This is a genomic window from Antrihabitans spumae (assembly GCF_043944905.1).
GTDB lineage: Bacteria > Actinomycetota > Actinomycetes > Mycobacteriales > Mycobacteriaceae > Antrihabitans > Antrihabitans spumae.
On record NZ_JBIMSN010000118.1, the window covers coordinates 56,365 to 77,609 of the forward strand.

The following is a 21,245-nucleotide window of genomic DNA, read 5'->3' on the forward strand; positions in this document are numbered from 1 at the left end:
CCTTCGGCCTCGTGAGTCTTTTCGGAGGTTCCGCCCGCCGAAAAGACTCACGAGGCGCGTAGCGCCCTACCCGGCCAGCGGCGCGACCTTGTTGCCCAGCAGTTCGATGCTGCCGAGCACCTGATCGTGGGGCATGGTCCCGACGCTCACGTGCAGCATGAATCGGTCGATGCCGAGCGAGGTTTGCATCGCCGAGATCTTGTCCGCGACCTGCTCCGGCGTGCCGACCAGCAGCGAACCGTGGGGCGATCGCAAACCGTCGAACTGAGCGCGCGTCATGGGTCCCCAGCCGCGTTCGCGGCCCAGCTTGGTCATCGCCATCGCGTAGGACGGATAGAAGTCTTCGACCGCACGTTCTTCGGACTCGGCGATGTAACCGTGTGCGTGCACGGCGATCGGCTTCGGTTCGTGTCCACCTTCGGCGAGCGCACGCCGGTAGAGGTCGGCGAGCGGTGCGAAACGTGCCGGTTCACCGCCGATGATCGCTATCGCCAAGGGCAAGCCGAGAAGCCCCGCGCGGATGACGGATTCGGGGTTGCCGCCGACGCCGATCCAGACGGGAAGTTCGCGTTCGGTCCGCGGATAGACCATCTGGTCCTTCAGCGGTGCGCGGAACTGCCCGTTCCAGGTGACGGGATTGCCCGACCGCAGCTCGAGCAGCAACTGCAGCTTCTCGACGAACAGATCGTCGTAGTCGCCCAGGTCGTAGCCGAACAGTGGGAACGATTCCGTGAAGGAGCCGCGACCCGCGATGATCTCGGCGCGACCGGACGAGATGAGGTCGAGCGTCGCGAACTGCTGGTAGACGCGGACGGGGTCGTCGGAGCTCAGTACCGTCACCGCACTTGTCAGCGCGATCGACGACGTCTTTCCCGCCGCGGCCGCGAGTACGACCGCCGGAGCGGAGGCAGCGAAGTCGGCGCGGTGATGTTCGCCGACCCCGTAGACCGCCAACCCGGCAGCTTCGGCGACGACCGCTTCCTCGACGACCTGCCGCAAGCGGACGCCGTAGGTCGGCGCGGCCGATCCGTTGCCCGCGTACGCCTCGGCGAATGTCGTGATTCCCAACTCCACAGGACTTCCTTTCGGTCGGCCATTGCTAGTTGAACACTCAACTAGATGTCGAAATCGTCAACCCTGAGGTCGCGGCCGCTATTCCCACGAGCGTAGGCAGTTAGGCTGATGGTCATGTCTGTCGGAACCACCAACAAGTCCAGGAAGCCCAGGATGCCCCTGGCGAAAGGTGTCGTCGCGCCGGTCCTGCAGGTACCGCGCTCGATCGAAGCGCCCGAGTACGCCTGGAAGCCGACCGCTGTCGAGGGCAAAGAGCCTTGGGTGCAGACGCCAGAGACGATCGAGGCGATGCGGGTAGCCAGCAAGATCGCGGCAGGCGCTCTCGAAGCGGCAGGCAAAGCGGTCGCGCCCGGTGTGACGACCGATCGCCTCGACGTCATCGCCCACGAATTTATGCTCGATCACGGCGCGTACCCGTCCACGTTGGGCTACAAGGGTTTTGCGAAGTCGTGCTGCACCTCGCTGAACGAAGTCATCTGCCACGGCATCCCCGACTCGACGGTGATCGAGGACGGGGACATCGTCAACATCGACGTCACCGCCTACAAGGACGGTGTACACGGTGACACCAACGCGACCTTCTTCGCCGGCGACGTCGCGGAAGAGAACCGTCTCCTCGTCGAGCGAACACACGAGGCGACCATGCGGGCGATCAAGGCCGTGAAACCGGGCCGCGCGCTCAACGTGATCGGCCGAGTCATCGAGGCGTACGCGAACCGCTTCGGCTACGGCGTCGTCCGCGACTTCACCGGACACGGCATCGGCACCACCTTCCACAACGGGCTCGTCATCCTCCACTACGACGAGCCTTCGGTCGAGACGATCATCGAGCCGGGTATGACCTTCACCATCGAGCCGATGATCAACCTCGGCTCCATCGACTACGAGATCTGGGACGACAACTGGACCGTCGTCACCAAGGACCGCAAGTGGACCGCACAGTTCGAGCACACCCTGCTCGTCACCGACACGGGCGCCGAGATTCTCACCCTCCCGTGAGAGGTGGCGCGCTCCTGATCGCGGGTACGACATCGGATGCGGGCAAGAGTGTCGTCGTCGCAGGTTTGTGCAGGCTGCTGGCGCGGCGCGGGATGAAGGTGGCGCCGTTCAAGGCGCAGAACATGTCGAACAACTCCGTCGTCACGCTCGACGGTGGTGAGATCGGGCGCGCGCAGGCGCTGCAAGCCCAGGCCTGTGGACTCGAACCGAGCATCAGATTCAATCCGGTTCTGCTCAAGCCGGGCAGCGACCGGACGTCGCAATTGGTGGTGCGTGGTCGAGCGGTCGGATCGGTGAGCGCGCGCAACTACGTCGAACATCGGGAAGCGTTGCGCGACATCGTGTCGGCCGACCTGGCCTCGCTGCGTGCGGAATTCGACATCGTGATCTGCGAAGGCGCTGGGTCGCCTGCCGAGATCAATCTGCGGGCAACCGATCTGGCGAACATGGGTCTGGCGCAGGCGGCGTCGCTGCCGGTGATCATCGTCGGCGATATCGACCGAGGGGGAGTGCTCGCGCACCTCTATGGGACCGTCGCGATCCTCGACAAGGCCGACCAAGACTTGATCGCGGGCTTCGTCATCAACAAATTTCGCGGCGACGTCGGCCTGCTCGAACCCGGTCTGCAGCAGTTGCAAGCCTTGACCGGTCGGCCGACGTTCGGCGTGATTCCGTTCGCCGACGACCTGTGGATCGACGCCGAGGACTCGCTCGGAACTGTCGGAGATTCGACGGTGGGTCGGCCTGCGCCGCCCGTCGGTGGGCAGTGGCTCACGGTTGCAGCGATCCGGCTGCCGCGGATTTCGAACTCGACGGACATCGAAGCACTGGCATGCGAGCCCGGCGTTTCGGTGCGGTGGGCGACAGAACCGTCGCGACTGTCCGAAGCCGACCTCGTCGTTGTTCCCGGATCGAAGTCGACCGTCAGCGACCTGGAATGGATGCGGCGCAACGGTATTGCCGATGCGTTGATCGCGCGAGGTGCCGCGGGCAAGCCGGTCTTCGGGATCTGTGGCGGCTATCAAATGCTGGGGAAAAGAATCGTCGACACCGTCGAGTCCGGCGCGGGTGAGGTCGTCGGACTCGGTCTGCTCGACCTCGATATCGAGTTCGCGGCCGAGAAGGTGCTCGCTCGGGTCGAAGGTCTCGCAGCACGAATTCCGGTGTCCGGCTACGAAATACACCACGGTCGAGTGGTCCGCAACGGCGACGATCCGTTGCTGACCACGGCCGCGGGTCCCGAAGGCAGCGTAAGCGGGTCCGTCTTCGGGACGCACTGGCACGGGCTGCTCGAATCCGACGGCTATCGCAGACAGCTGCTGGAGGACGTCGCGATGCGTGCGGGGCGGATCGGCTTCAGGTTGGCGCAGGACACGTCGGTGGCGGCCGTTCGGGCGGCACAACTGGACCTGCTCGCCGACCTCGTCGAGCAGAACGTCGACGTCGACGCGCTACTGAATTTGGCCGAGGCCGCACGAGACTCGTGAGTCTTTTCGGTGGGCGGGCGCGCCGAAAAGACGCACGAGCGCGAAGCGCCCGAATCGCGTACGGTCCCATGCCATGGAGTTCATCCAAGTGGCTGCGGGCGAAGGCACTTGCACAGTTCGTGTGGACGGACCGGTTGGCACGCACGTAGTCGTGCTGCTGCCGGGTAAGGGCGACCCGGCGACGGTATTCGACAAGGTTTGCGAGCGATTGCACAATTCGGGGTTGCGCACCGTCGTGCCCGAGGCGATCGACGGACTCGACGAAGCAGCGGTCATCGGGATCCTCGACGGCCTGAAACTCGGGTGGGCCAACCTCGTCGGTAGCCGTGAGGGGGCCGACCTCGCGTGGCTGCTCGCAGCGCGCAGTTTCGGTCGCTTCCAGAGTCTCGTCGTCGCCGACCGTGGCCACCCGGCAGTCCCGGACTCCGAAGGCCGTGTGCTCGACTCCACCTGCCCCGCTGTGGAATTGCCGACCACGGTGATGATCGGCAGTTCACGCGAGCGGGTACAGGCCGACGTCAGTGGCAGACACGTCTACTCCGAATTCCGCGTTGTGCAATTGGACGGCATAGCCGACATCGCACGTGACGCGAGCCACGAACTTGCCACCGAGATCGTCCTGCGTACCAGCAGTTGGTGAGTGCGGGCGCTACGCGCCTCGTGAGTCCTTTCGGAGGGCCCGCGCGCCGAAAAGACTCACGAGCGAAGGGCTCCTAGCAGCGCATTCTCGACGACCTCTGGCAGACCGGGATGGATCCAGTACTGGCCGCGGGCCATCGTCCTGGCATCGAGGCCGAACTGCATCGCCTGCACGATGGGCTGAAGGAGTGTCGACGCCTGGGCTCCGATGATGTGTGCGCCGAGGATTCGTTTGGTGCCACGCTCGAGGATGATCTTGCACAGCCCTTCCTCGTCTTCCATCGCCCAGCCGTAGGCGACGTCGGCGTAGGTGTGCACGTGGACCGCCACATCGTGGCCTGCGGCGCGTGCGTCCTCCTCGGTGAGGCCGACGTCGGCGATCTGCGGATCGGTGAACACGGCAGCGGGGACGAAACGGTGATCGGTGCGGACCAACTCGTCGGTCGAACCCGACCACGCGTTGCGCAGCAGATTGTCACGTACGACGCGTGCCTCGTGGTTGGCGACATGCTTGAGCAGGTACGGCGAGGACACGTCGCCGAGCGCGAAAATGCCTTCGGCAGTGGTGCGTTGGAACTCGTCGACGACGACGCGGCCGTCGTCGTCCAACTCGACGCCCGTTGCGGCGACGTTCAGGCGGTCGCCGTTCGGGGTGCGGCCGACGGCGACGAGTAGCGCACTGCCGTCGACGCGGCTGCCGTCGTCCAATTCCACGGAAACGCCCGGCTCCGTCTTGTGGACAGCTGCGACGGTATGGCCGAGGTGGACGTCCCATTTTGCCTGCGCGAGAGTGGTGAACTGCTCGGAGATGTCCTGGTCGAGATGGCGAAGCAACTTCTCGCCACGCGCGACGATCGAGATCGAGACGCCGAGTGCGGAGAAGATCCCAGCGAATTCCGCCGCGATGTAGCCGCCGCCGATGATGACCAGACTCTCCGGCAGTTCGGGCAGTCGCATGATGTCGTCGCTGGTGTGGAACTCGACGCCACTCGACGCCACCTCCGCGGGGACGTTCGCGCGCGAACCCGCCGCGATGACGACCTGATCGGCGGTGATGACCCGGCCGGTCCCGGTGTCGATCGTGCGCGGACCCACGAACTCCGCGTGCCCCGAAAACAGCGTGGTGCCAGGCGTTCTCGACCGGCGGAAGTCTTCGGCGTCGGCGGAGATCGGATCGATTCTGCCGAAGACGCGGTCGACGATGTCGGACCAGCGAATCTTGTCGACGTGTGCGTCGACGCCGAACTTCGATGCGTGCTGCACGGTTCGCGCTACCTCGGCCGCGTAGACGAACATCTTGGTCGGGATGCAACCCACGTTGATGCAAGTACCGCCGAAGGTGCCCTGTTCGAGGATCGCGACCTTCTTGCCGGCGAACTGTTTGGTGAGAATCGTGTTGCCCGATCCCGAACCGATGATCGCCAGTTCGAAATGCTCTGCCTCAGCCACGCTCATGTCTCCTTGTGTCGGTGAGCCTGCAGCCAATCGAGCCACATGTCGAGTTCTGCAAACGCCTTTGCCAGCGGCCGTGGTGCCGAGAGGAACACGTCGTGCCGAGCATCCTCGATGGGCACCACCGTCGTCCGATCGCCGAGGCAGCCTGCCCACCGTTGAATCTGCTTCACGTCGAGCACCGCATCGGCGACGTCGACCTCGGGACCGTACTTCTTCGCGAAACTGCTGAGCTTGGACCGCAGGATCAGCGTCGGGACACCGACATCGAGTCCGCGGTGCAGCACGGCCTGGCCGTGGCGAACGGCTCGGAGCCAACCGAATCGAACAGGAAAGCCGCCGAGCGGCTTCCATTCGAGATCGAAGTCCCATTCGCCGTAACCGCTCGCGTGAATGCTGGTGCCGTAGGTGTCGATGCTCTTGCCCGGTATCGGGGCCAGTGCCCTGAACCGGCCCGCGACCTCGATGAATGCGGTGGTGACGACGCTGCGCAGAAAGGCGGGGCCCTGCAGGTCGAACCATGGACTGTTGAGGACGATGCCCGCGACGCCGGTCGTGTGGCCGTTGCGGCGTCGCCTGTCGAGCCATAGCGGCACGATCAATCCGCCCGTCGAATGGCCGGTGACCAGTAGGTCGCCGCCGACCTCGGCTGTGACGATCCGCACAGCCTCCTCCAGTTCGACGTCGTAGTAGGCGAGGTCGCTGACGAAGTGAGGGGTCTGGTCGCGCCGCTGTGACCGGCCGCATTTGCGCAGGTCCAGAGCATAAAATCGCATACCGCGAGCCGCGAAGTGCTCTGCGATGTGGCGTTGGAAGAAGTAGTCGGACCGACCGTGGACGTAGAGCGCCGCGCTGGGACCACCTGCAACGGGTTGAACCGGCTCGGATGGGGAATACCTGACGAGTGTTGCCTCGATCAGCCCTTCACCGTCCGGGTCGTCGCCCAGCGGAATGGTGCGTTGCTGATAACGCTCCCCGAGGATGTCCGGTACCCATGCAGATCGAACCGACGCGGGTTCAGGGTTTTGCGTCACATTCACAATCTAATGGCACCGTCCAGCCCATCGCGAGGCGCACAATTGGACATGGTGAACGCCGGGTAACCTAACGTCCGCGCTAAAGCCGCTCAGGCTTGCCAGTTACGAAGACAAGGAAGTCGAATCTCCAGTGACGAACGCAGCTGCAGTCTCGAATAAGAAGTCCGACCAGAAGGTCGACGTGGTTCTCGTCGGTGCAGGCATCATGAGTGCGACGCTCGGCGCCCTGCTGCGCCAACTGCAGCCGGACTGGTCCATTGCCTTGTTCGAGCGCCTGGATGCGGCGTCCGCGGAAAGTTCGGATCCGTGGAACAACGCGGGTACCGGTCACTCGGCGCTGTGCGAGCTGAACTACACCCCGCAGAATTCGGACGGTTCCGTCGACGTCTCGAAGGCGATCACCGTCAACGAGCAGTTCCAGGTTTCGCGGCAGTTCTGGTCGCACGCAGTGGAGAACGGCGTGCTCAGCAACCCCAAAGAATTCATCAACCCGATCCCTCACGTGAGCTTCGTGCACGGTGCCGACAACGTCGAGTACTTGCGCAAGCGCTACGAGGCGCTCGCTGATCAGACGTTGTTCCGCGGCATGGAGTTCATCGACAGCCCGGACGAGTTCACGCGGCGCCTTCCCCTGATGGCAAAGGGTCGTGACTTCTCCGATCCCGTCGCCCTCAACTGGAGCGACGGTGGCACGGACGTCGACTTCGGCGCGCTGACCAAGCAGTTCATCAACTACATCGGAACCGGTGGCACCGTCCACTTCGGCCACGACGTCCGCAACATCACCAAGCAGTCCGACGGCAGCTGGAACGTCAAGGTCGTCAACAACCGCACCCGCAAGAAGCGCACGCTCAACGCGAAGTTCGTGTTCGTCGGTGCGGGTGGTGGCGCACTGCCGCTGCTGCAGAAGTCGGGAATCAAAGAAATCGCCGGTTTCGGCGGATTCCCGGTCAGCGGCCAGTTCTTCCGCTGCACCAACCCCGACCTGATTTCGCAGCACGGCGCGAAGGTCTACGGCAAGGCGGCAGTCGGCGCACCGCCGATGTCGGTGCCACACCTCGACACCCGCGTCATCGGCCACAAGCCGGGCCTACTGTTCGGCCCGTACGCAGGCTGGACGCCGAAGTTCCTCAAAGAGGGCAAGCTGACCGACCTGCCGATGTCGATCCGTCCGAACAACCTGATGTCGCTCGTCGGCGTCGGTCTGACCGAATTCGGGCTGACCAAGTACCTCATCACCGAGTTGCTGCAGTCCACCGACGGTAAGGTCGACACCCTGTCCGAGTTCGTGCCGAAGGCCATCGGGAAAGACTGGGAACTGATCACCGCAGGTCAGCGTGTCCAGGTGATCCGCCGTAAGGGCGCCGGTGGTGTGCTCGAATTCGGCACCGCCGTGATCACGTCCGAAGACGGAAGCATCGCCGGCTTGCTCGGCGCATCGCCCGGAGCGTCGACCGCTGTGACGGCCATGCTCGACGTCTTGAAGAACTGCTTCGGCTCGCAGTACAAGTCGTGGGAGCCCAAGCTCAAGGAAATGGTGCCGTCGCTCGGTGTGCAGCTGACCGACAACCCGACCCTCTTCGACGAAGTGTGGGCCTACACCGCCAAGACGCTGCAGCTCGTCGACGACGCACCCGCAGGTGGCGCATCGTCGGCCGAACTCGCAGAGTCGTCGTCGGTGTGATAGTCAGGGTGCCATGATGGCAACGGCAACGCTCAATCGGTCCTGGTCCTACGACCTGAGTACCAGCACGCTCTACGAGCTGTTGAAGCTGCGGGTCGAGGTGTTCGTCGTCGAGCAGGCATGTCCGTATCCCGAACTCGACGGTAAAGATCTCCAGCAGGAGACGCGGCACTTCTGGCTCGAAGAAGACGGTCAGGTCATCAGCACGCTGCGTCTGCTCGAAGAGCACGACGGCGGCGAGAAATCGTTCCGTATCGGTCGGCTGTGCACGGCACGCCCCGCGCGTGGCCGCGGCCATACGAGCCGTCTGTTGAAGGCTGCTCTTGCCGACGTCGGTGCGGCGACCTGCCGTATCAATGCGCAGACCTACCTCGTCGACATGTACACGAAGCACGGATTCGTCAACGACGGCGAAGAATTCGTCGAAGACGGCATTCCACATGTGCCGATGCGTCGTGGCGGGTACTGAAACAAAGGTCCGCACCGGTAACGAGGCGGGCTTCCCCTTCAGCGCTGTTGTCGGGCAAGACCGCTTGCGACTCGCCCTCGTTTTGTGCGCTGTTCATCCCGGCATCGGCGGTGTGCTTGTCCGGGGCGAAAAGGGCACGGCGAAGTCGACGGTAGTGCGGGCTCTTGCTGCACTGCTGCCGCCGGTTGCGGGCGAAACAGGACCGCGACGGTCGAGGTTGGTCGAACTTCCGGTCGGCGCAACCGAAGATCGTGTCGTCGGATCGCTCGATTTGGAGAAGGTACTTCGCAACGGCGAGCAGGCATTTCAGCCTGGCCTACTTGCCGCTGCGCATCACGGCGTCCTGTATGTCGACGAAGTGAACCTGCTGCACGATCACCTGGTCGACGTGCTGTTGGACGCCGCTGCGATGGGTCGCGTACACATCGAGCGTGACGGCGTATCCCATTCGCACCCAGCGCAATTCGTGCTCGTCGGGACGATGAATCCCGAGGAGGGTGAGTTACGCCCGCAGTTGCTCGACCGGTTCGGATTGGCGGTCGACGTCGTCGCGTCACGCGAGGTCGAGGTCCGGATGCAGGTGGTCCGGCGTCGCCTCGACTACGAGCGCGACCCGGACGCGTTCGCCGCCTCCTACGCGGAAGAGGATCGCCTCCTCGCAGAGCAGATTGTCGCCGCGCGCGACACCCTCGATGCAATCGAGTTGAGCGACAACGAACTTCGTCGAATCGCGTCGCTGTGTGCGTCCTTTGACGTCGACGGTATGCGTGCGGACCTCGTTGTCGCACGGACAGCGACCGCACACGCCGCGTGGCGCGGGGCGACTGCGGTGGCCGAGGAGGACGTCCGCGTCGCGGCCGAACTTGCTCTGCCCCATCGACGTCGGCGTGATCCGTTCGACGAGCCCGGCCTCGATCCGCAGCAGCTCGACGACGCGATGGATCAGGCGGCGAAAGATGTCGAGGCGGAAGCGCCCGAGGCTCCGCAGGATTCACAGCAGGCGGACTCTGCACCGGGCGCCGAACCCGAGGGTCCCGACGACGACCCTGCCGGTCCAGATGGCGACGGTCCAGGTGGTGGCGAAACGCGAAAGGCGCCCGCCCAGAGCGAAACTCGCCCGCAGACCCCGCTTGCATCGGCCAAACCACGACATCTGACCGTGCCAGGTGTAGGCGAAGGCGCACCCGGTCGACGTTCGCGATCCCAAGGCGGGCACGGTCGGGTAGTTCGTCCGACGACGGAGCGCGGCAAAGGTTTTCATCTGCTCGGTACCCTCTTCGAGGCGGCGCGGCATCAGTACGCACGCGGTCGGGTCGGTGGCCGGATGGTCTTCGAACCCGGCGACCTGCGTGGGGCGTACCGCGAGGGACGTGAGGGAAACCTGGTGGTTTTCGTCGTCGATGCGTCGGGATCGATGGCGGCGCGCAATCGTCTTGCTGCCGTCACCGGCGCTGTCGTTGCGCTGCTTCGAGACGCCTACCAGCGCCGCGACAAAGTTGCTGTGATCACTGTCCGGGGTGCGGAAGCGACGCTCGTCCTGCCGCCCACGTCGTCGGTCGACATCGCTGTTCGACGGCTGGCGGGCGTCACGTCGGGCGGGAAAACGCCGCTGGCTCAGGGACTTCTGCGCGCTCACGATGTCGTCCTTCGAGAGCGGGTGCGCGATCCCCAGCGACGTTCGCTGGTTGTGCTGCTCACCGACGGCCGCGCAACGGGCGGAGTCGATCCGGTGCGGCGCGCCAAGTTCGCTGCGGGACTGCTTGCGCAGGCCGGCGTCGCATCGGTCGTCGTGGATTGCGAACAGGGCATGGTCCGGCTCGGTCTTGCCGCCGAACTTGCGCGTGCTCTCGGCGGAACCTGTCTGCAACTGTCGGAGTTGACGGCCACGAGCGTCGCCGGCGTAGCGCGTTCGGTGGCCTGACGTGCCGAAGGGTGTTCCACTTCCCGACAGCGTCCCCGACGACGGTCTGACAACGCGGCAGCGCCGAAATCTGCCCGTGCTCGCCGTCCATACCGGCGAAGGCAAAGGGAAGTCGACGGCCGCGTTCGGAATGGCGTTGCGCGCGTGGAATCAAGGCTTCGACGTCGGCGTGTTCCAGTTCGTGAAGAGTGCCAAGTGGAAGGTCGGCGAAGAGGCCGCCTTTCGCACACTGGGGCAGCTGCACTCCGAGAACGGTGTCGGCGGTGCGGTGGAGTGGCACAAGATGGGCGAGGGGTGGTCGTGGACCCGCAAGAAGGGCAGCGACGACGACCACGCAGCGGCTGCCGCGGAAGGCTGGCAGGAGATTGCCCGCCGCCTGGAGACGCAAGCGCATCGGTTCTACGTACTCGACGAATTCACCTATCCGCTCAAGTGGGGCTGGGTCGACGTGGACGATGTGGTCCGAACCCTGCGTGATCGCCCGGGCAATCAGCACGTCGTCATCACCGGCCGTGACGCGCCGCAAGCCCTGATCGACGCCGCCGACCTCGTCACCGGAATGACGAAGGTGAAGCATCCGATGGATGCCGGGCGGAAGGGCCAACGGGGCATCGAGTGGTGACGCCGTCGATCGTTATCGCCGCACCCGCATCCGGGAGCGGAAAGACCACGGTGGCAACGGGTTTGATGGGTGCGCTGCGGCTGGCCGGCCGCACCGTCGCCCCGTTCAAGGTCGGTCCCGACTACATCGATCCCGGTTACCACGCGCTTGCCAGCGGTCGGCCGGGGCGCAACCTCGATCCGGTGCTCGTCGGTACGGAGTTGATCGGTCCGTTGTTTCGGTACGGCTCGCGTGGGTGCGACATCGCCGTCGTCGAAGGTGTGATGGGCCTGTTCGACGGCAAGATCGATCCCTCGTCACCCGACCCGACCGCCGCAGGATCCACCGCTCAGGTTGCGGCCCTGCTCGGTGCGCCGGTTGTGCTCGTCGTCGATGTGCGCGGACACAGCCAGAGCCTTGCGGCGTTGCTGCACGGGTTTGCCACCTTCGATCCGAACGTGCGTCTCGGCGGTGTGATCCTCAATCGCGTCGGCAGTCCACGGCACGAGCAGGTGCTTCGCGACGCGGCGGCCCGCGTCGGTCTGCCCGTGTTGGGTGCGCTACCGCGGATGGCCGAATTGGCAGTTCCCTCACGACATCTCGGATTGATTCCGGCGATCGAACACGGTACCGAAGCGGTCGACGCCGTCGACGCCATGACTGCGCTCGTTGCCACACACGTCGATGTGGAAGCCATCGCCGGACTTGCGCTCGGTGGCGTCACCGGGCCGCAATGGGATCCCGATGCGGCAGTTGGTGATGCGGTATCGGCGGCGCCGCGGATTGCAATCGGCGGTGGGGCTGCCTTCACGTTCGGCTACGCAGAACATCGCGAACTGCTAGAGGCAGCAGGCGCGGAGGTCGTGACCTTCGACCCACTGCTCGACGAATTGCCCGACGACACAGCAGGTCTCGTCCTGCCCGGCGGATTTCCCGAGGAGCACGCCGCGGCGCTGTCGGCCAATGCGGTGCTGCGTCAACAGGTCCGGAGTTTCGCCGACGCCGGGATGCCAGTGCATGCGGAGTGTGCGGGCCTGTTATATCTCGCAGCCAGCCTCGACGGGCATCCGATGGCAGGCGTCGTCGACGTCGAAGCGAAGTTCGGACCGCGGCTCACGCTCGGCTACCGCGACGCTGTCGCACTGGCCGATTCGCCCCTCTGGACCGCTGGTGAGCGCGTGACGGGGCACGAGTTCCACCGGACCGAATTGGTCGGGGTCGGTTCGTCGATTCCTGCCTGGGGCTGGCGCAGAGACGACGGGGAGGTCGTCCGCGAAGGGTGGGCGAGCGCAAACGTCCACGCGTCCTATCTGCATACGCACCCTGCCGGCAACGCGGCTGCGGTACGTCGATTCGTCGGTGCCGCAGCGGCTTTCAGCCACGCACGCCGTGCCGGCTGACCTCGTCGTCGGCCTGGGTCTGCGGCCGTCGACCGACGCCGCGGCAATACTCGAGGCGATAGCAGTTGCCGTCGGCGACGAACCGATCCGTTGTCTGGCAACCGTGGATCGCAGAGCCGGTGATCTCGGGTTGCGCACTGCAGCAGCGACTTTGGGAGTCACCATCGTTGCCTTCGATGCTGGCGAACTGGCCGAGGTCGTCGTCGAATCCCCGTCCGCACGGGTGCAGGACGCGCTCGGCACACCGAGCGTCGCCGAAGCCGCGGCGCTACTCGGGTCCGGGCACGGCCGGCTGGTTGTCGCGAAGCGTGTGGTGAATGGTGTCGTCGTCGCTGCTGCCCGTAATGTCTGAGCGGTGTTGCCCGAGACCCAGCCAGCTGACGAACCCAGCCACGAGCCCACCGACGTTACTGCCGACGAGACGAACTATCTGGTCGGCTTGAACCTCACCGACCGGCGCGTCGTCGTTGTCGGCGGTGGCACCGTTGCCCAACGGCGGCTCGGACTCCTCGTCTCCTCGGGCGCCAAGGTCCACGTGATCAGCCGCGTCGTCACACCTGCCGTGGAAGGTATGGCAACCGCAGGCCAGATCACCGTCGAACTCCGTCCGTACCGCGACGGCGACCTCGCCGACGCCTGGTACGTGATCGCCTCCACCGACGAACCGGAGACCAACGCTGCCATCGTCGCCGAAGCCGAACGTCGTCGTGTGTTCTGCGTCCGTGCCGACATCGCGCGCCTCGGCACTGCCGTGACGCCCGCAAGCGCCCACCACGACGGACTCACGATGGGCTTCCTTGCAGGTGGACAGCATCGCCGTTCGGCCGCTGTCCGCACCGCCGTGCTCGAAGCGTTGCAAGCCGGGGTTGTCACCGACAACACCGAACCGGTCGAGCCGGGCGTTGCCCTCATCGGTGGTGGACCCGGCGATCCCGACCTGATCACCGTTCGTGGTCGGCGTCTGCTCGCCCGTGCCGACATCGTCGTCGCCGATCGGCTCGCGCCGCCGGAACTGCTCGCCGAACTGGGTCCGCACGTCGAGGTGATCGACGCCGCCAAGATTCCGTACGGCCGCGCGATGGCACAGGAAGCGATCAATCAGGCGCTGATCGACGGAGCGAAAGCAGGGAAGTTCGTCGTTCGGCTCAAAGGCGGCGACCCCTATGTGTTCGGTCGGGGTTTCGAAGAACTGGAAGCGTGCGTCGCGGCGGGCGTGCCGGTGACGGTTGTGCCAGGGATCACCAGTGCGATCTCGGTGCCATCAGCAGCCGGTATCCCCGTTACGCACCGAGGCGTGACACACGAGTTCGTCGTCGTCAGCGGACACGTCGCACCGGACCACCCGGATTCCCTTGTCGACTGGTCGGCGCTGGCAAAGCTGAAAGGCACGCTTGTGCTGCTGATGGCGGTCGAGCGGATCGGGCAGTTCGCCGACGTGTTGATCGCGGGAGGCCGGGCCGCCGAGACTCCGGCGACGGTCGTTCAGGAAGGAACGCTGCGGACGCAACGTGTCCTTCGAGCCGACCTCGCGACCGTCGCGGCGCGCGTGCGTGCGGAGAACATTCGCCCGCCCGCCATCGTCGTGATCGGGTCGGTGGCTGGTTTCTCCAGCGACGCGCAGTAACGTCAACCACCGTGTCAGACCACAGCGACGTGAAATACCCGGTGACCGACCGAGCCTTCGGGCTCGCCCTGATCGTGCTCAGTGGCCTGCAATTGATGGTCGTGCTCGACGGAACGGTCGCCAATCTGGCGCTCGCCCGGCTGCAGGACGACCTCGGTCTCAGTGACGCTGGCCGCAACTGGGTGCTGACGTCGTACGCCCTCGCATTCGGCGGGCTGATGCTGCTCGGCGGCCGAATCGGCGACGCCTTCGGTCGCAAGAAGATGTTCATCGCGGGCGTATCGCTGTTCACGGTGTCGTCGCTGCTGTGCGGCCTCGCCTTCAACGAAGCCACACTCGTCGCGGCTCGCGCCCTCCAGGGAACAGGTGCTGCGATCGCGTCGCCGACCGCCTTCGCGCTGGTTGCCACGACGTTCGCGCCGGGTCCGGTCCGCAATCAGGCGATCGCGGTTTTCGCGGCGATGACCGGTATCGGGTCGATAGCGGGCCTGATCATCGGCGGTGCGCTCACCGAGTTCTCGTGGCGCTGGATCTTCCTCATCAACGTCCCGATCGGCATCGCCATCGTCGCGCTCGCCGTCGTCGCGCTTCGCGAAACCGCACACGAGCGGCTTTCCCTCGACATTCCGGGAGCGGTCCTCGCGACGCTCGGCTGCACCGCGATCGTCTTCGGCATCAGCGAAGGCCCCGAGATGGGCTGGGCATCGCCCGCCGTGATCGGCAGCCTGATCGCCGGGTTCGCACTACTCGGCATGTTCCTCGCGGTCGAGCGTACGGCGGACAATCCGCTGCTGCCGTTCTCGTTGTTCAAAGACCGCGATCGCGTCGCGACCTTCGTCGCCATCTTTTTCGCCAGTGCCGTCATCTTCTGTATGGCCGCTTACGTCGCGCTGTTCGTGCAGGACATTCTCGGCTACTCGCCGCTTCGAGCCGGTCTGGCGTTCATCCCCTTCGCTTTCGGCCTCGGCATTGCGGCATTTGTTTCGTCCAAGCTGGCGGTGCACATCCAGCCGCGTTGGCTCGTCGTCGCCGGTGCCCTGATCATGGTCCCCGGGTTGCTGTACGGGTCGACGCTCGACGGCACAGCGACGTACTTCGGCAACCTGTTCGTGCTGGTCATCGGCATCGGGTTCGGCGTGGGGCTCGCCGTCGTTCCGCTGCCGCTCTGTGCGGTCGCCGGTGTCGGACCCGCCGAGATCGGTCCGCTCACGGCCATCGCCCAGGTCGCGCAGACCCTCGGTGGTCCGCTTGCGCTGTCGGTCGTCGGCGCGATGGCCACGTCGCGGACCCTGTCGCTTGGCGGCACGAACGGCGCGGCAGTGGACATGAACCCGACCGAACTCGCCGCACTCGGGGAGGGCTATACGTTCGCACTCGTCGGCTGCGCGGTCTGCGCTGTGATCGCGGGCATCGTCGCGCTGTTCATCCGCTTCACCCCGCAGCAGGTCGCTCAGGCCCACGAGGCGCAGGAGGCAGCGCAGCGGGGGTAGTGACGCTGAGCGCCCATTCGGTGACTTTTGGGACGGGATTCCGTCTCAAAACGCGAGGAGTGGGTCGTGAGCGTCAGTGGGTAAGCACAACCAGTTCCGAAGGCGACGCAATCTCCACGCGCAACCCGGCTTTCGCTGCGACCCGTGCGACACCCTTGACGTCGCTCGGCTCCGCGCGCGAGAGCACGAGTGCTCGCGCGAGCAGACCCTTGTGATGCTTGTTGAAATGGCTTACGACGGTTCGTGATCCGTCCGGTCCCTCGGTCAGAACCGTCGCGGTCACAGCTCCCGGGACCTTGCCGAGTTGCTGGTAGGTCCCCGAGCGCAGATCGACGACCAGTCCGCCGTCGGCTTCGTCGAGCAGCGCGTCGGTGAGGTCGGGCTTCCATACGGACCCGAGAGTGCCGAAGCCGGGGAGCTTCGATCCGCCGGACAACCGGTAGGCGGGTATCGGATCCTCCGCGCGGACCGCTCCGAACAGCGCCGACCCGATGGCCAGTCGGGCATATGCCTTCGTCCGCTGAGCTTTCGTGAAGCTCTTCGCGGCCAGCGCGTCGAACAGGACTCCCGTGTAGCGATACAGGGCGGGCGCGGTCGGGCTCGTCCACAGCGCGGAGTTGCGCCTGACCTCGTCGAGTTGGCTCGGTCCGAGGCCGAGCACACGAAGCGATTCGTCGGGATCGGCGGCGAGGTCCACGACCGCACGGACCAACGCTTCGCGGGTCGCGGTCAGCTTCGGCATCGACAGTGTCGTGAGGTCGAGGGGAGCGAGTCGTCCACCGTCGGCCTTGGTCTCGGAGGGAGGCAGCAATACCAGCACGGGTAGGCAGCGTAGCCTGGCTGTTCGTGATTACCCGTCTCTCACAGCTGTTCCTGCGTACCTTGCGTGACGATCCCGCCGACGCCGAAGTGCCGAGCCACAAATTGCTCGTGCGTGCCGGCTACGTGCGTCGTATCGCGCCCGGCGTCTACTCGTGGCTGCCGTTGGGCCTTCGGGTGCTTCGCGAGGTGGAGCGGGTCGTCCGCGAAGAGATGGATGCCATTGGCGCACAGGAGATCCTGCTGCCGGCGCTGCTGCCGCGGGAACCGTACGAGTCGACCAAGCGCTGGACCGAATACGGTGATGCACTGTTCCGTCTGAAGGACCGAAAAGGTGCCGACTACCTGCTCGGCCCGACCCACGAGGAACTATTCGCCTTGATGGTGAAGGGCGAATACAACTCCTACAAGGACCTTCCGGTCATGCTGTATCAAATTCAGACGAAGTACCGCGACGAGGAGCGGCCGCGCGCCGGCATTCTGCGTGGCCGCGAATTCGTCATGAAGGACTCGTACTCGTTCGACCTCGACGAGGACGGCCTCAAAAAGTCGTACCACGCCCATCGTGAGGCCTACCAGCGCATCTTCGCCCGACTCAGCGTCAAGTACGTGATCGTTGCCGCGACGTCGGGTGCGATGGGTGGCAGTGCGTCGGAGGAATTCCTCGCCGAAAGTCCGGTCGGGGAGGACACCTATGTCAGGTGTGTCGAGTCGGGTTATGCCGCCAACGTCGAAGCCGTCGTCACGCCCGCTCCCGCGCCGCTGCCGGTCGATGGTTTGCCGGAGGCCGTCGTCCACGACACCCCCGACACCCCGACCATCGCAACACTGGTCGAGTGGGCGAACGGCGCGCTTGGCCGTGAGGTCACCGCCGCGGACACGCTCAAGAACATCCTCGTCAAACTGCGCTACCCGGACGGCAAGACCGAACTGCTCGGCATCGGTGTGCCTGGGGACCGGGAGATCGACGAGAAGCGACTCGGCGCATCGGTCGAGCCTGCGGAGTTCGAACTGATAACCGAAGCAGACTTCGCCGCCAATCCGTTCCTCGCCAAGGGCTATGTCGGTCCGAAAGCGCTGCTGGACAACGATATTCGCTACCTCGTGGATCCGCGAGTTGTCACGGGAACGTCGTGGATCACAGGTGCGGACGCGCCGGGCAAGCACGTCGTCGGGTTGGTCGCCGGTCGTGACTTCACTCCCGACGGAACGATCGAGGCGGCCGAGGTTCGTGACGGCGATCCGTCGCCGGACGGTGCGGGTCCGCTGGTCGCCGCCCGCGGCATCGAGATCGGTCACATCTTCCAACTCGGCTACAAGTACACGGATACGTTCAACGTCGACGTCCTCGGCGAGAACGGCAAGCCGGTTCGTCTGATCCAGGGCTCCTACGGCGTCGGCGTCTCGCGGCTCGTCGCCGTCATCGCCGAGCAGCAGCACGACGAGAAGGGCCTGCGCTGGCCCGCCGAGGTGGCCCCCTTCGACGTCCACGTCGTCATCGCGAACAAGGACGACGCCGCCCGCGCAGGTGCCGAGTCCTTGGCGTCGGAGTTCGATGCGGCAGGTCTGTCGGTCGTTCTCGACGATCGCAAAGCCTCGCCCGGCGTCAAGTTCAAGGATTCCGAGTTGATCGGCGTCCCGATCGTCGTCGTCGTCGGCCGTGGTTGGGCAGAGGGCAATGCCGAGATCCGCGACCGCTTCACCGGCGAGAGTGTCGAGGTTCCCGGCTCCGAGGTTGTCGCGCGGGTGCAGGCGCTCCGCGCCTCGTGAGTCTTTTCGGAGGGTCCGCCCGCCGAAAAGACTCACGAGCGGCGTAGCCGCAACAAGTTACTCGCTGCTAGGGTCGTGGCGATTCCTACGAAAGGCGACGCTGTGGCCACCTCGGGCGAGCTGCTGTTCAACCCCATCAAATCCGACTATTCCGAGTTCGATGCCGAGACGCGCAGGCAGTTGCTCGCCCTCATCGAATGGTTCGAGAGTCGCGGAAAGACACAACTCCTGCAGGACGATCTCGACGCGGTGTGGGTGTCGGACTTCCTCGAATTCATCAAGCAGGAGAAGATCTTCGCGACCTTCCTGACGCCCTCGGCCTATGCCAACGGCGACCCGAACAAGCGCTGGGACGCGTCGCGCAACGCTGCGCTGAGCGAGATCTTCGGTTTCTACGGGCTCGCCTACTGGTACGCCGAACAGGTCACCATCCTCGGCTTGGGTCCGATCTGGATGAGCGCCAACGAAGATGCGAAGCGCAAGGCTGCGCAGCAGCTCGAAGACGGCGGCGTCATGGCATTCGGTCTCTCGGAGCGGGACCACGGCGCGGACGTCTACTCGACCGACCTCATCCTCACCCCGAGCGACGAAGACGGTATCGCCTTCCGCGCGAGCGGAACGAAGTACTACATCGGCAATGGAAACGTCGCAGGCATGGTGTCGGTCTTCGGGCGACGCAACGACATCGAGGGCGCGGACGGCTACATCTGGTTCGCCGCCGACAGTCAGCACGACGCCTACGAATTGATCGACAATGTCATCCACGGTCAGTTGTACGTATCGACGTTCACGCTGCACGACTACCCGGTCCGCGAAGAAGACATCCTGCACACCGGGCCCGAGGCCTTCTCGTCCGCGCTCAACACGGTGAACATCGGCAAGTTCAACCTGTGCTCGGGTTCGGTCGGCATGTGCGAGCACTCGTTCTTCGAGGCAATCACGCACTCGCAGAACCGGATTCTCTACGGCAACCCTGTCACCGACTTCCCGCACGTGCGCGGCAACTTCGTCGATGCCTACAGCCGTCTGATCGCGATGAAGCTGTTCAGTGCTCGTGCCGTCGACTACTTCCGCAGTGCAAGCCTCGAAGATCGTCGCTATCTGCTGTTCAACCCGGTCACCAAGTCCAAGGTGACGTCCGAGGGCGAGAAGGTGATGACGTTGCTCCTCGACGTCATCGCGGCAAAGGGTTTCGAGAAGACGACCTACTTCTGCGAGGCTGCTCGCTACATCGGCACGCTGCCGCGACTCGAAGGCACTGTGCACGTCAACGTTGCGCAGATCCTCAAGTTCATGCCGAACTACCTGTTCAACCCGGCGGAGTACCCGGAGATCGGGACCCGCAACGACCCAGCGGACGACGTCTTCTTCTGGGCGCAGGGTCCCGCTCGTGGCGCGGCAAAGGTGCAGTTCGCCGATTGGCTGCCCGTCTACGAGCGCAATTCCGAGATTCCGAACGTCGGGTTGTTCTTCGAGCAGGCCAAAGCCTTGAAGGAACTGCTCGCGACTGCGGCACCGGATGCAGCGCAGCAGAAGGACCTGGACTTCTTGCTGAACATCGGGCATCTGTTCTCGCTGATCGTGTACGGCCAGCTGATTCTCGAGCAGGCCGAGATCACCGGCCTCGATCGTGATGTCGTCGACTCGATCTTCGACTTCCAAGTTCGCGACTTCTCGTCGTACGCGATTGCCGTCCACGGCAAGGCGTCCTCGACCGATGCCCAGCAGGAGTGGGCAATCGGTGCGGTCCGCAAGCCTGCCGTCGATCAGGAGCGTTTCGATCGGGTGTGGGCTCAGGTCAAGGCGTACGACGGCGCGTACGAGATGCGTCCGTAAGAACTGGTGACAACGGGCTCGTGAGCGGAAAGTCGCCCCCAACGGACGACTTTCCGCACACCAGCGCGTTGGTCCCCGGCCGCGAAATTGGTCGATCGACCATAACGATTCAGTGACGGTCGCACAAGTCGTCGTCATTTTGCGAGGAAAATCGACGAACGTGCTGGACAGCTGTCCTGGTGTCACAATCGATCTCATGACGACACCGAGCTGGGGCGATGTAGACAATTATCTCGTCGAGACGCTCGTCGGCGACGATCCGACGCTGACCGACGCACTTGCCGCAAATGCTGCCGGTGGTTTGCCGGCGATCGACGTATCGCCCGCGCAGGGCAAATTTTTGCACCTGCTCGCCAAATCGATCGGTGCGCGGCGGATCCTCGAGATCGGCACCCTCGGCGGGTACAGCACCATCTGGCTGGCTCGGGCAGTAGGCCCCGACGGCAAAGTCGTGACGCTCGAATACAGCCCGCAGCACGCTGCTGTTGCACGCGTGAACCTCGGCCGTGCGGGGGTCGGCGACCGCGTCGAGGTCCGCGTCGGAGCCGCACTCGAGACGTTGCCTGTCGTTGCTGCCGACATTTCCACCGACGGAACCGGCCCGTTCGACCTCGTGTTCATCGATGCGGACAAGGTCAACAACTCCAACTACGTGAACTGGGCGCTGCGACTGACCAGGCCGGGGTCGGTGATCGTCGTCGACAACGTCGTTCGCGACGGTGGGGTGGCAGACCCGGAATCGGCGGATCCGAATGCTGCGGCGAGTCGCGAGGTGCTCGAGTTGCTCTCTGCGGAGCCGCGATTGGACGCTACGGTCGTGCAGACCGTCGGATCCAAAGGCTGGGACGGGTTCGCCTACGCCCTTGTGATCGGCTAGGTCACTCCGCGCCTCGTGAGACATCCCTAGGCTTTAAGAGTCAAGCGGCGAGTGTTTTCGGCGTTG

The 21,245-nt window shown here is 64.9% G+C and carries 18 protein-coding genes; 14 read left to right on the top strand and 4 right to left on the bottom strand.

Features of this window, described 5'->3' with window-relative positions; translation table 11 throughout:
- Positions 1-66 precede the first annotated feature (66 nt).
- Positions 67-1,074 carry an LLM class flavin-dependent oxidoreductase gene (locus ACHIRB_RS24160; RefSeq protein WP_395118697.1) on the bottom strand — a complete coding sequence of 336 codons (1,008 nt, stop codon included), beginning with the start codon at positions 1,072-1,074 and terminating at the stop codon, positions 67-69.
- A 153-nt stretch (positions 1,075-1,227) separates the two neighbouring features.
- Here ACHIRB_RS24160 and map point away from each other — a divergent pair, with 153 nt between their 5' ends.
- From map to ACHIRB_RS24175, 3 genes are all read left to right on the top strand, one after another.
- A complete protein-coding gene (gene map, locus ACHIRB_RS24165; RefSeq protein ID WP_395118119.1) occupies positions 1,228-2,073 on the top strand; it encodes a type I methionyl aminopeptidase in 846 nt (281 codons plus the stop codon).
- Complete coding sequence (locus ACHIRB_RS24170) at positions 2,070-3,560, top strand: cobyric acid synthase (protein ID WP_395118115.1); 1,491 nt, start codon at positions 2,070-2,072, stop codon at positions 3,558-3,560. The genes map and ACHIRB_RS24170 overlap by 4 nt, the downstream gene beginning before the upstream one ends.
- Positions 3,561-3,633: 73 nt before the next feature.
- Positions 3,634-4,200 carry an alpha/beta hydrolase gene (locus tag ACHIRB_RS24175; protein WP_395125009.1) on the top strand — a complete coding sequence of 189 codons (567 nt, stop codon included), beginning with the start codon at positions 3,634-3,636 and terminating at the stop codon, positions 4,198-4,200.
- A 56-nt stretch (positions 4,201-4,256) separates the two neighbouring features.
- On the opposite strand, the gene mtr is transcribed toward ACHIRB_RS24175, so the two are convergent.
- Together mtr and ACHIRB_RS24185 are read right to left on the bottom strand one after the other, a co-directional pair.
- Positions 4,257-5,648, bottom strand: a complete 1,392-nt coding sequence (gene mtr / locus ACHIRB_RS24180; RefSeq protein ID WP_395125010.1) for a mycothione reductase — start codon at positions 5,646-5,648, stop codon at positions 4,257-4,259.
- Between the two features lie 2 nt (positions 5,649-5,650).
- A complete protein-coding gene (locus tag ACHIRB_RS24185) occupies positions 5,651-6,685 on the bottom strand; it encodes an alpha/beta hydrolase (protein ID WP_395125011.1) in 1,035 nt (344 codons plus the stop codon).
- 133 nt (positions 6,686-6,818) lie between these two features.
- Here ACHIRB_RS24185 and mqo point away from each other — a divergent pair, with 133 nt between their 5' ends.
- Genes mqo through ACHIRB_RS24225 form a run of 8 tightly spaced genes read left to right on the top strand, consistent with a single transcriptional unit; the run spans position 6,819 to position 15,877 of the window.
- Positions 6,819-8,372 carry a malate dehydrogenase (quinone) gene (gene mqo, locus ACHIRB_RS24190; protein WP_395125012.1) on the top strand — a complete coding sequence of 518 codons (1,554 nt, stop codon included), beginning with the start codon at positions 6,819-6,821 and terminating at the stop codon, positions 8,370-8,372.
- A gap of 13 nt (positions 8,373-8,385) precedes the next feature.
- A complete protein-coding gene (locus ACHIRB_RS24195; RefSeq protein WP_199706472.1) occupies positions 8,386-8,841 on the top strand; it encodes a GNAT family N-acetyltransferase in 456 nt (151 codons plus the stop codon).
- Positions 8,813-10,762, top strand: a complete 1,950-nt coding sequence (locus tag ACHIRB_RS24200) for a magnesium chelatase subunit D family protein (protein WP_395118106.1) — start codon at positions 8,813-8,815, stop codon at positions 10,760-10,762. The genes ACHIRB_RS24195 and ACHIRB_RS24200 overlap by 29 nt, the downstream gene beginning before the upstream one ends.
- A gap of 1 nt (position 10,763) precedes the next feature.
- A complete protein-coding gene (gene cobO / locus ACHIRB_RS24205) occupies positions 10,764-11,384 on the top strand; it encodes a cob(I)yrinic acid a,c-diamide adenosyltransferase (protein ID WP_395118104.1) in 621 nt (206 codons plus the stop codon).
- Entirely contained in the window at positions 11,378-12,763 is a 1,386-nt protein-coding gene (locus ACHIRB_RS24210; protein WP_395125013.1) for a cobyrinate a,c-diamide synthase, read from the top strand. The genes cobO and ACHIRB_RS24210 overlap by 7 nt, the downstream gene beginning before the upstream one ends.
- Positions 12,753-13,115, top strand: coding sequence for a cobalamin biosynthesis protein (locus ACHIRB_RS24215; protein ID WP_395125014.1), 363 nt, complete (start codon positions 12,753-12,755; stop codon positions 13,113-13,115). Before ACHIRB_RS24210 ends, ACHIRB_RS24215 begins: the two co-directional genes overlap by 11 nt.
- Positions 13,116-13,121: 6 nt before the next feature.
- Positions 13,122-14,387: a uroporphyrinogen-III C-methyltransferase gene (gene cobA, locus ACHIRB_RS24220; protein WP_395125019.1), complete on the top strand. Its 1,266-nt coding sequence runs from the start codon at positions 13,122-13,124 to the stop codon at positions 14,385-14,387.
- Between the two features lie 11 nt (positions 14,388-14,398).
- Positions 14,399-15,877 carry an MFS transporter gene (locus tag ACHIRB_RS24225; RefSeq protein WP_395125015.1) on the top strand — a complete coding sequence of 493 codons (1,479 nt, stop codon included), beginning with the start codon at positions 14,399-14,401 and terminating at the stop codon, positions 15,875-15,877.
- Positions 15,878-15,950: 73 nt separating this feature from the next.
- Here the strand turns inward: ACHIRB_RS24225 and yaaA are convergent, their stop codons facing one another.
- Positions 15,951-16,697, bottom strand: coding sequence for a peroxide stress protein YaaA (gene yaaA, locus ACHIRB_RS24230; RefSeq protein WP_395125016.1), 747 nt, complete (start codon positions 16,695-16,697; stop codon positions 15,951-15,953).
- Positions 16,698-16,723: 26 nt separating this feature from the next.
- On the opposite strand from yaaA, the gene ACHIRB_RS24235 reads away from it, so the two are divergent.
- The 3 genes from ACHIRB_RS24235 (at position 16,724) to ACHIRB_RS24245 (ending at position 21,179) form a co-directional block, all read left to right on the top strand.
- Positions 16,724-18,466, top strand: coding sequence for a proline--tRNA ligase (locus tag ACHIRB_RS24235; RefSeq protein ID WP_395118095.1), 1,743 nt, complete (start codon positions 16,724-16,726; stop codon positions 18,464-18,466).
- 102 nt (positions 18,467-18,568) lie between these two features.
- On the top strand, positions 18,569-20,302 hold the full coding sequence (locus ACHIRB_RS24240; RefSeq protein WP_395125017.1) for an acyl-CoA dehydrogenase family protein: 1,734 nt from the start codon (positions 18,569-18,571) through the stop codon (positions 20,300-20,302).
- Between the two features lie 196 nt (positions 20,303-20,498).
- Positions 20,499-21,179 carry an O-methyltransferase gene (locus ACHIRB_RS24245; RefSeq protein WP_395125018.1) on the top strand — a complete coding sequence of 227 codons (681 nt, stop codon included), beginning with the start codon at positions 20,499-20,501 and terminating at the stop codon, positions 21,177-21,179.
- The last annotated feature ends 66 nt before the right edge of the window (positions 21,180-21,245 follow it).

Excerpts from the sequence above, each read along its gene's own strand:
- ACHIRB_RS24175 (WP_395125009.1), top strand. The coding sequence starts at position 3,634 with ATGGAGTTCATCCAAGTGGCTGCGGGCGAAGGCACTTGCACAGTTCGT.
- ACHIRB_RS24200 (WP_395118106.1), top strand. The coding sequence starts at position 8,813 with ATGTGCCGATGCGTCGTGGCGGGTACTGAAACAAAGGTCCGCACCGGT.
- map (WP_395118119.1), top strand. The coding sequence starts at position 1,228 with ATGCCCCTGGCGAAAGGTGTCGTCGCGCCGGTCCTGCAGGTACCGCGC.
- ACHIRB_RS24245 (WP_395125018.1), top strand. The coding sequence starts at position 20,499 with ATGACGACACCGAGCTGGGGCGATGTAGACAATTATCTCGTCGAGACG.
- ACHIRB_RS24195 (WP_199706472.1), top strand. The coding sequence starts at position 8,386 with ATGATGGCAACGGCAACGCTCAATCGGTCCTGGTCCTACGACCTGAGT.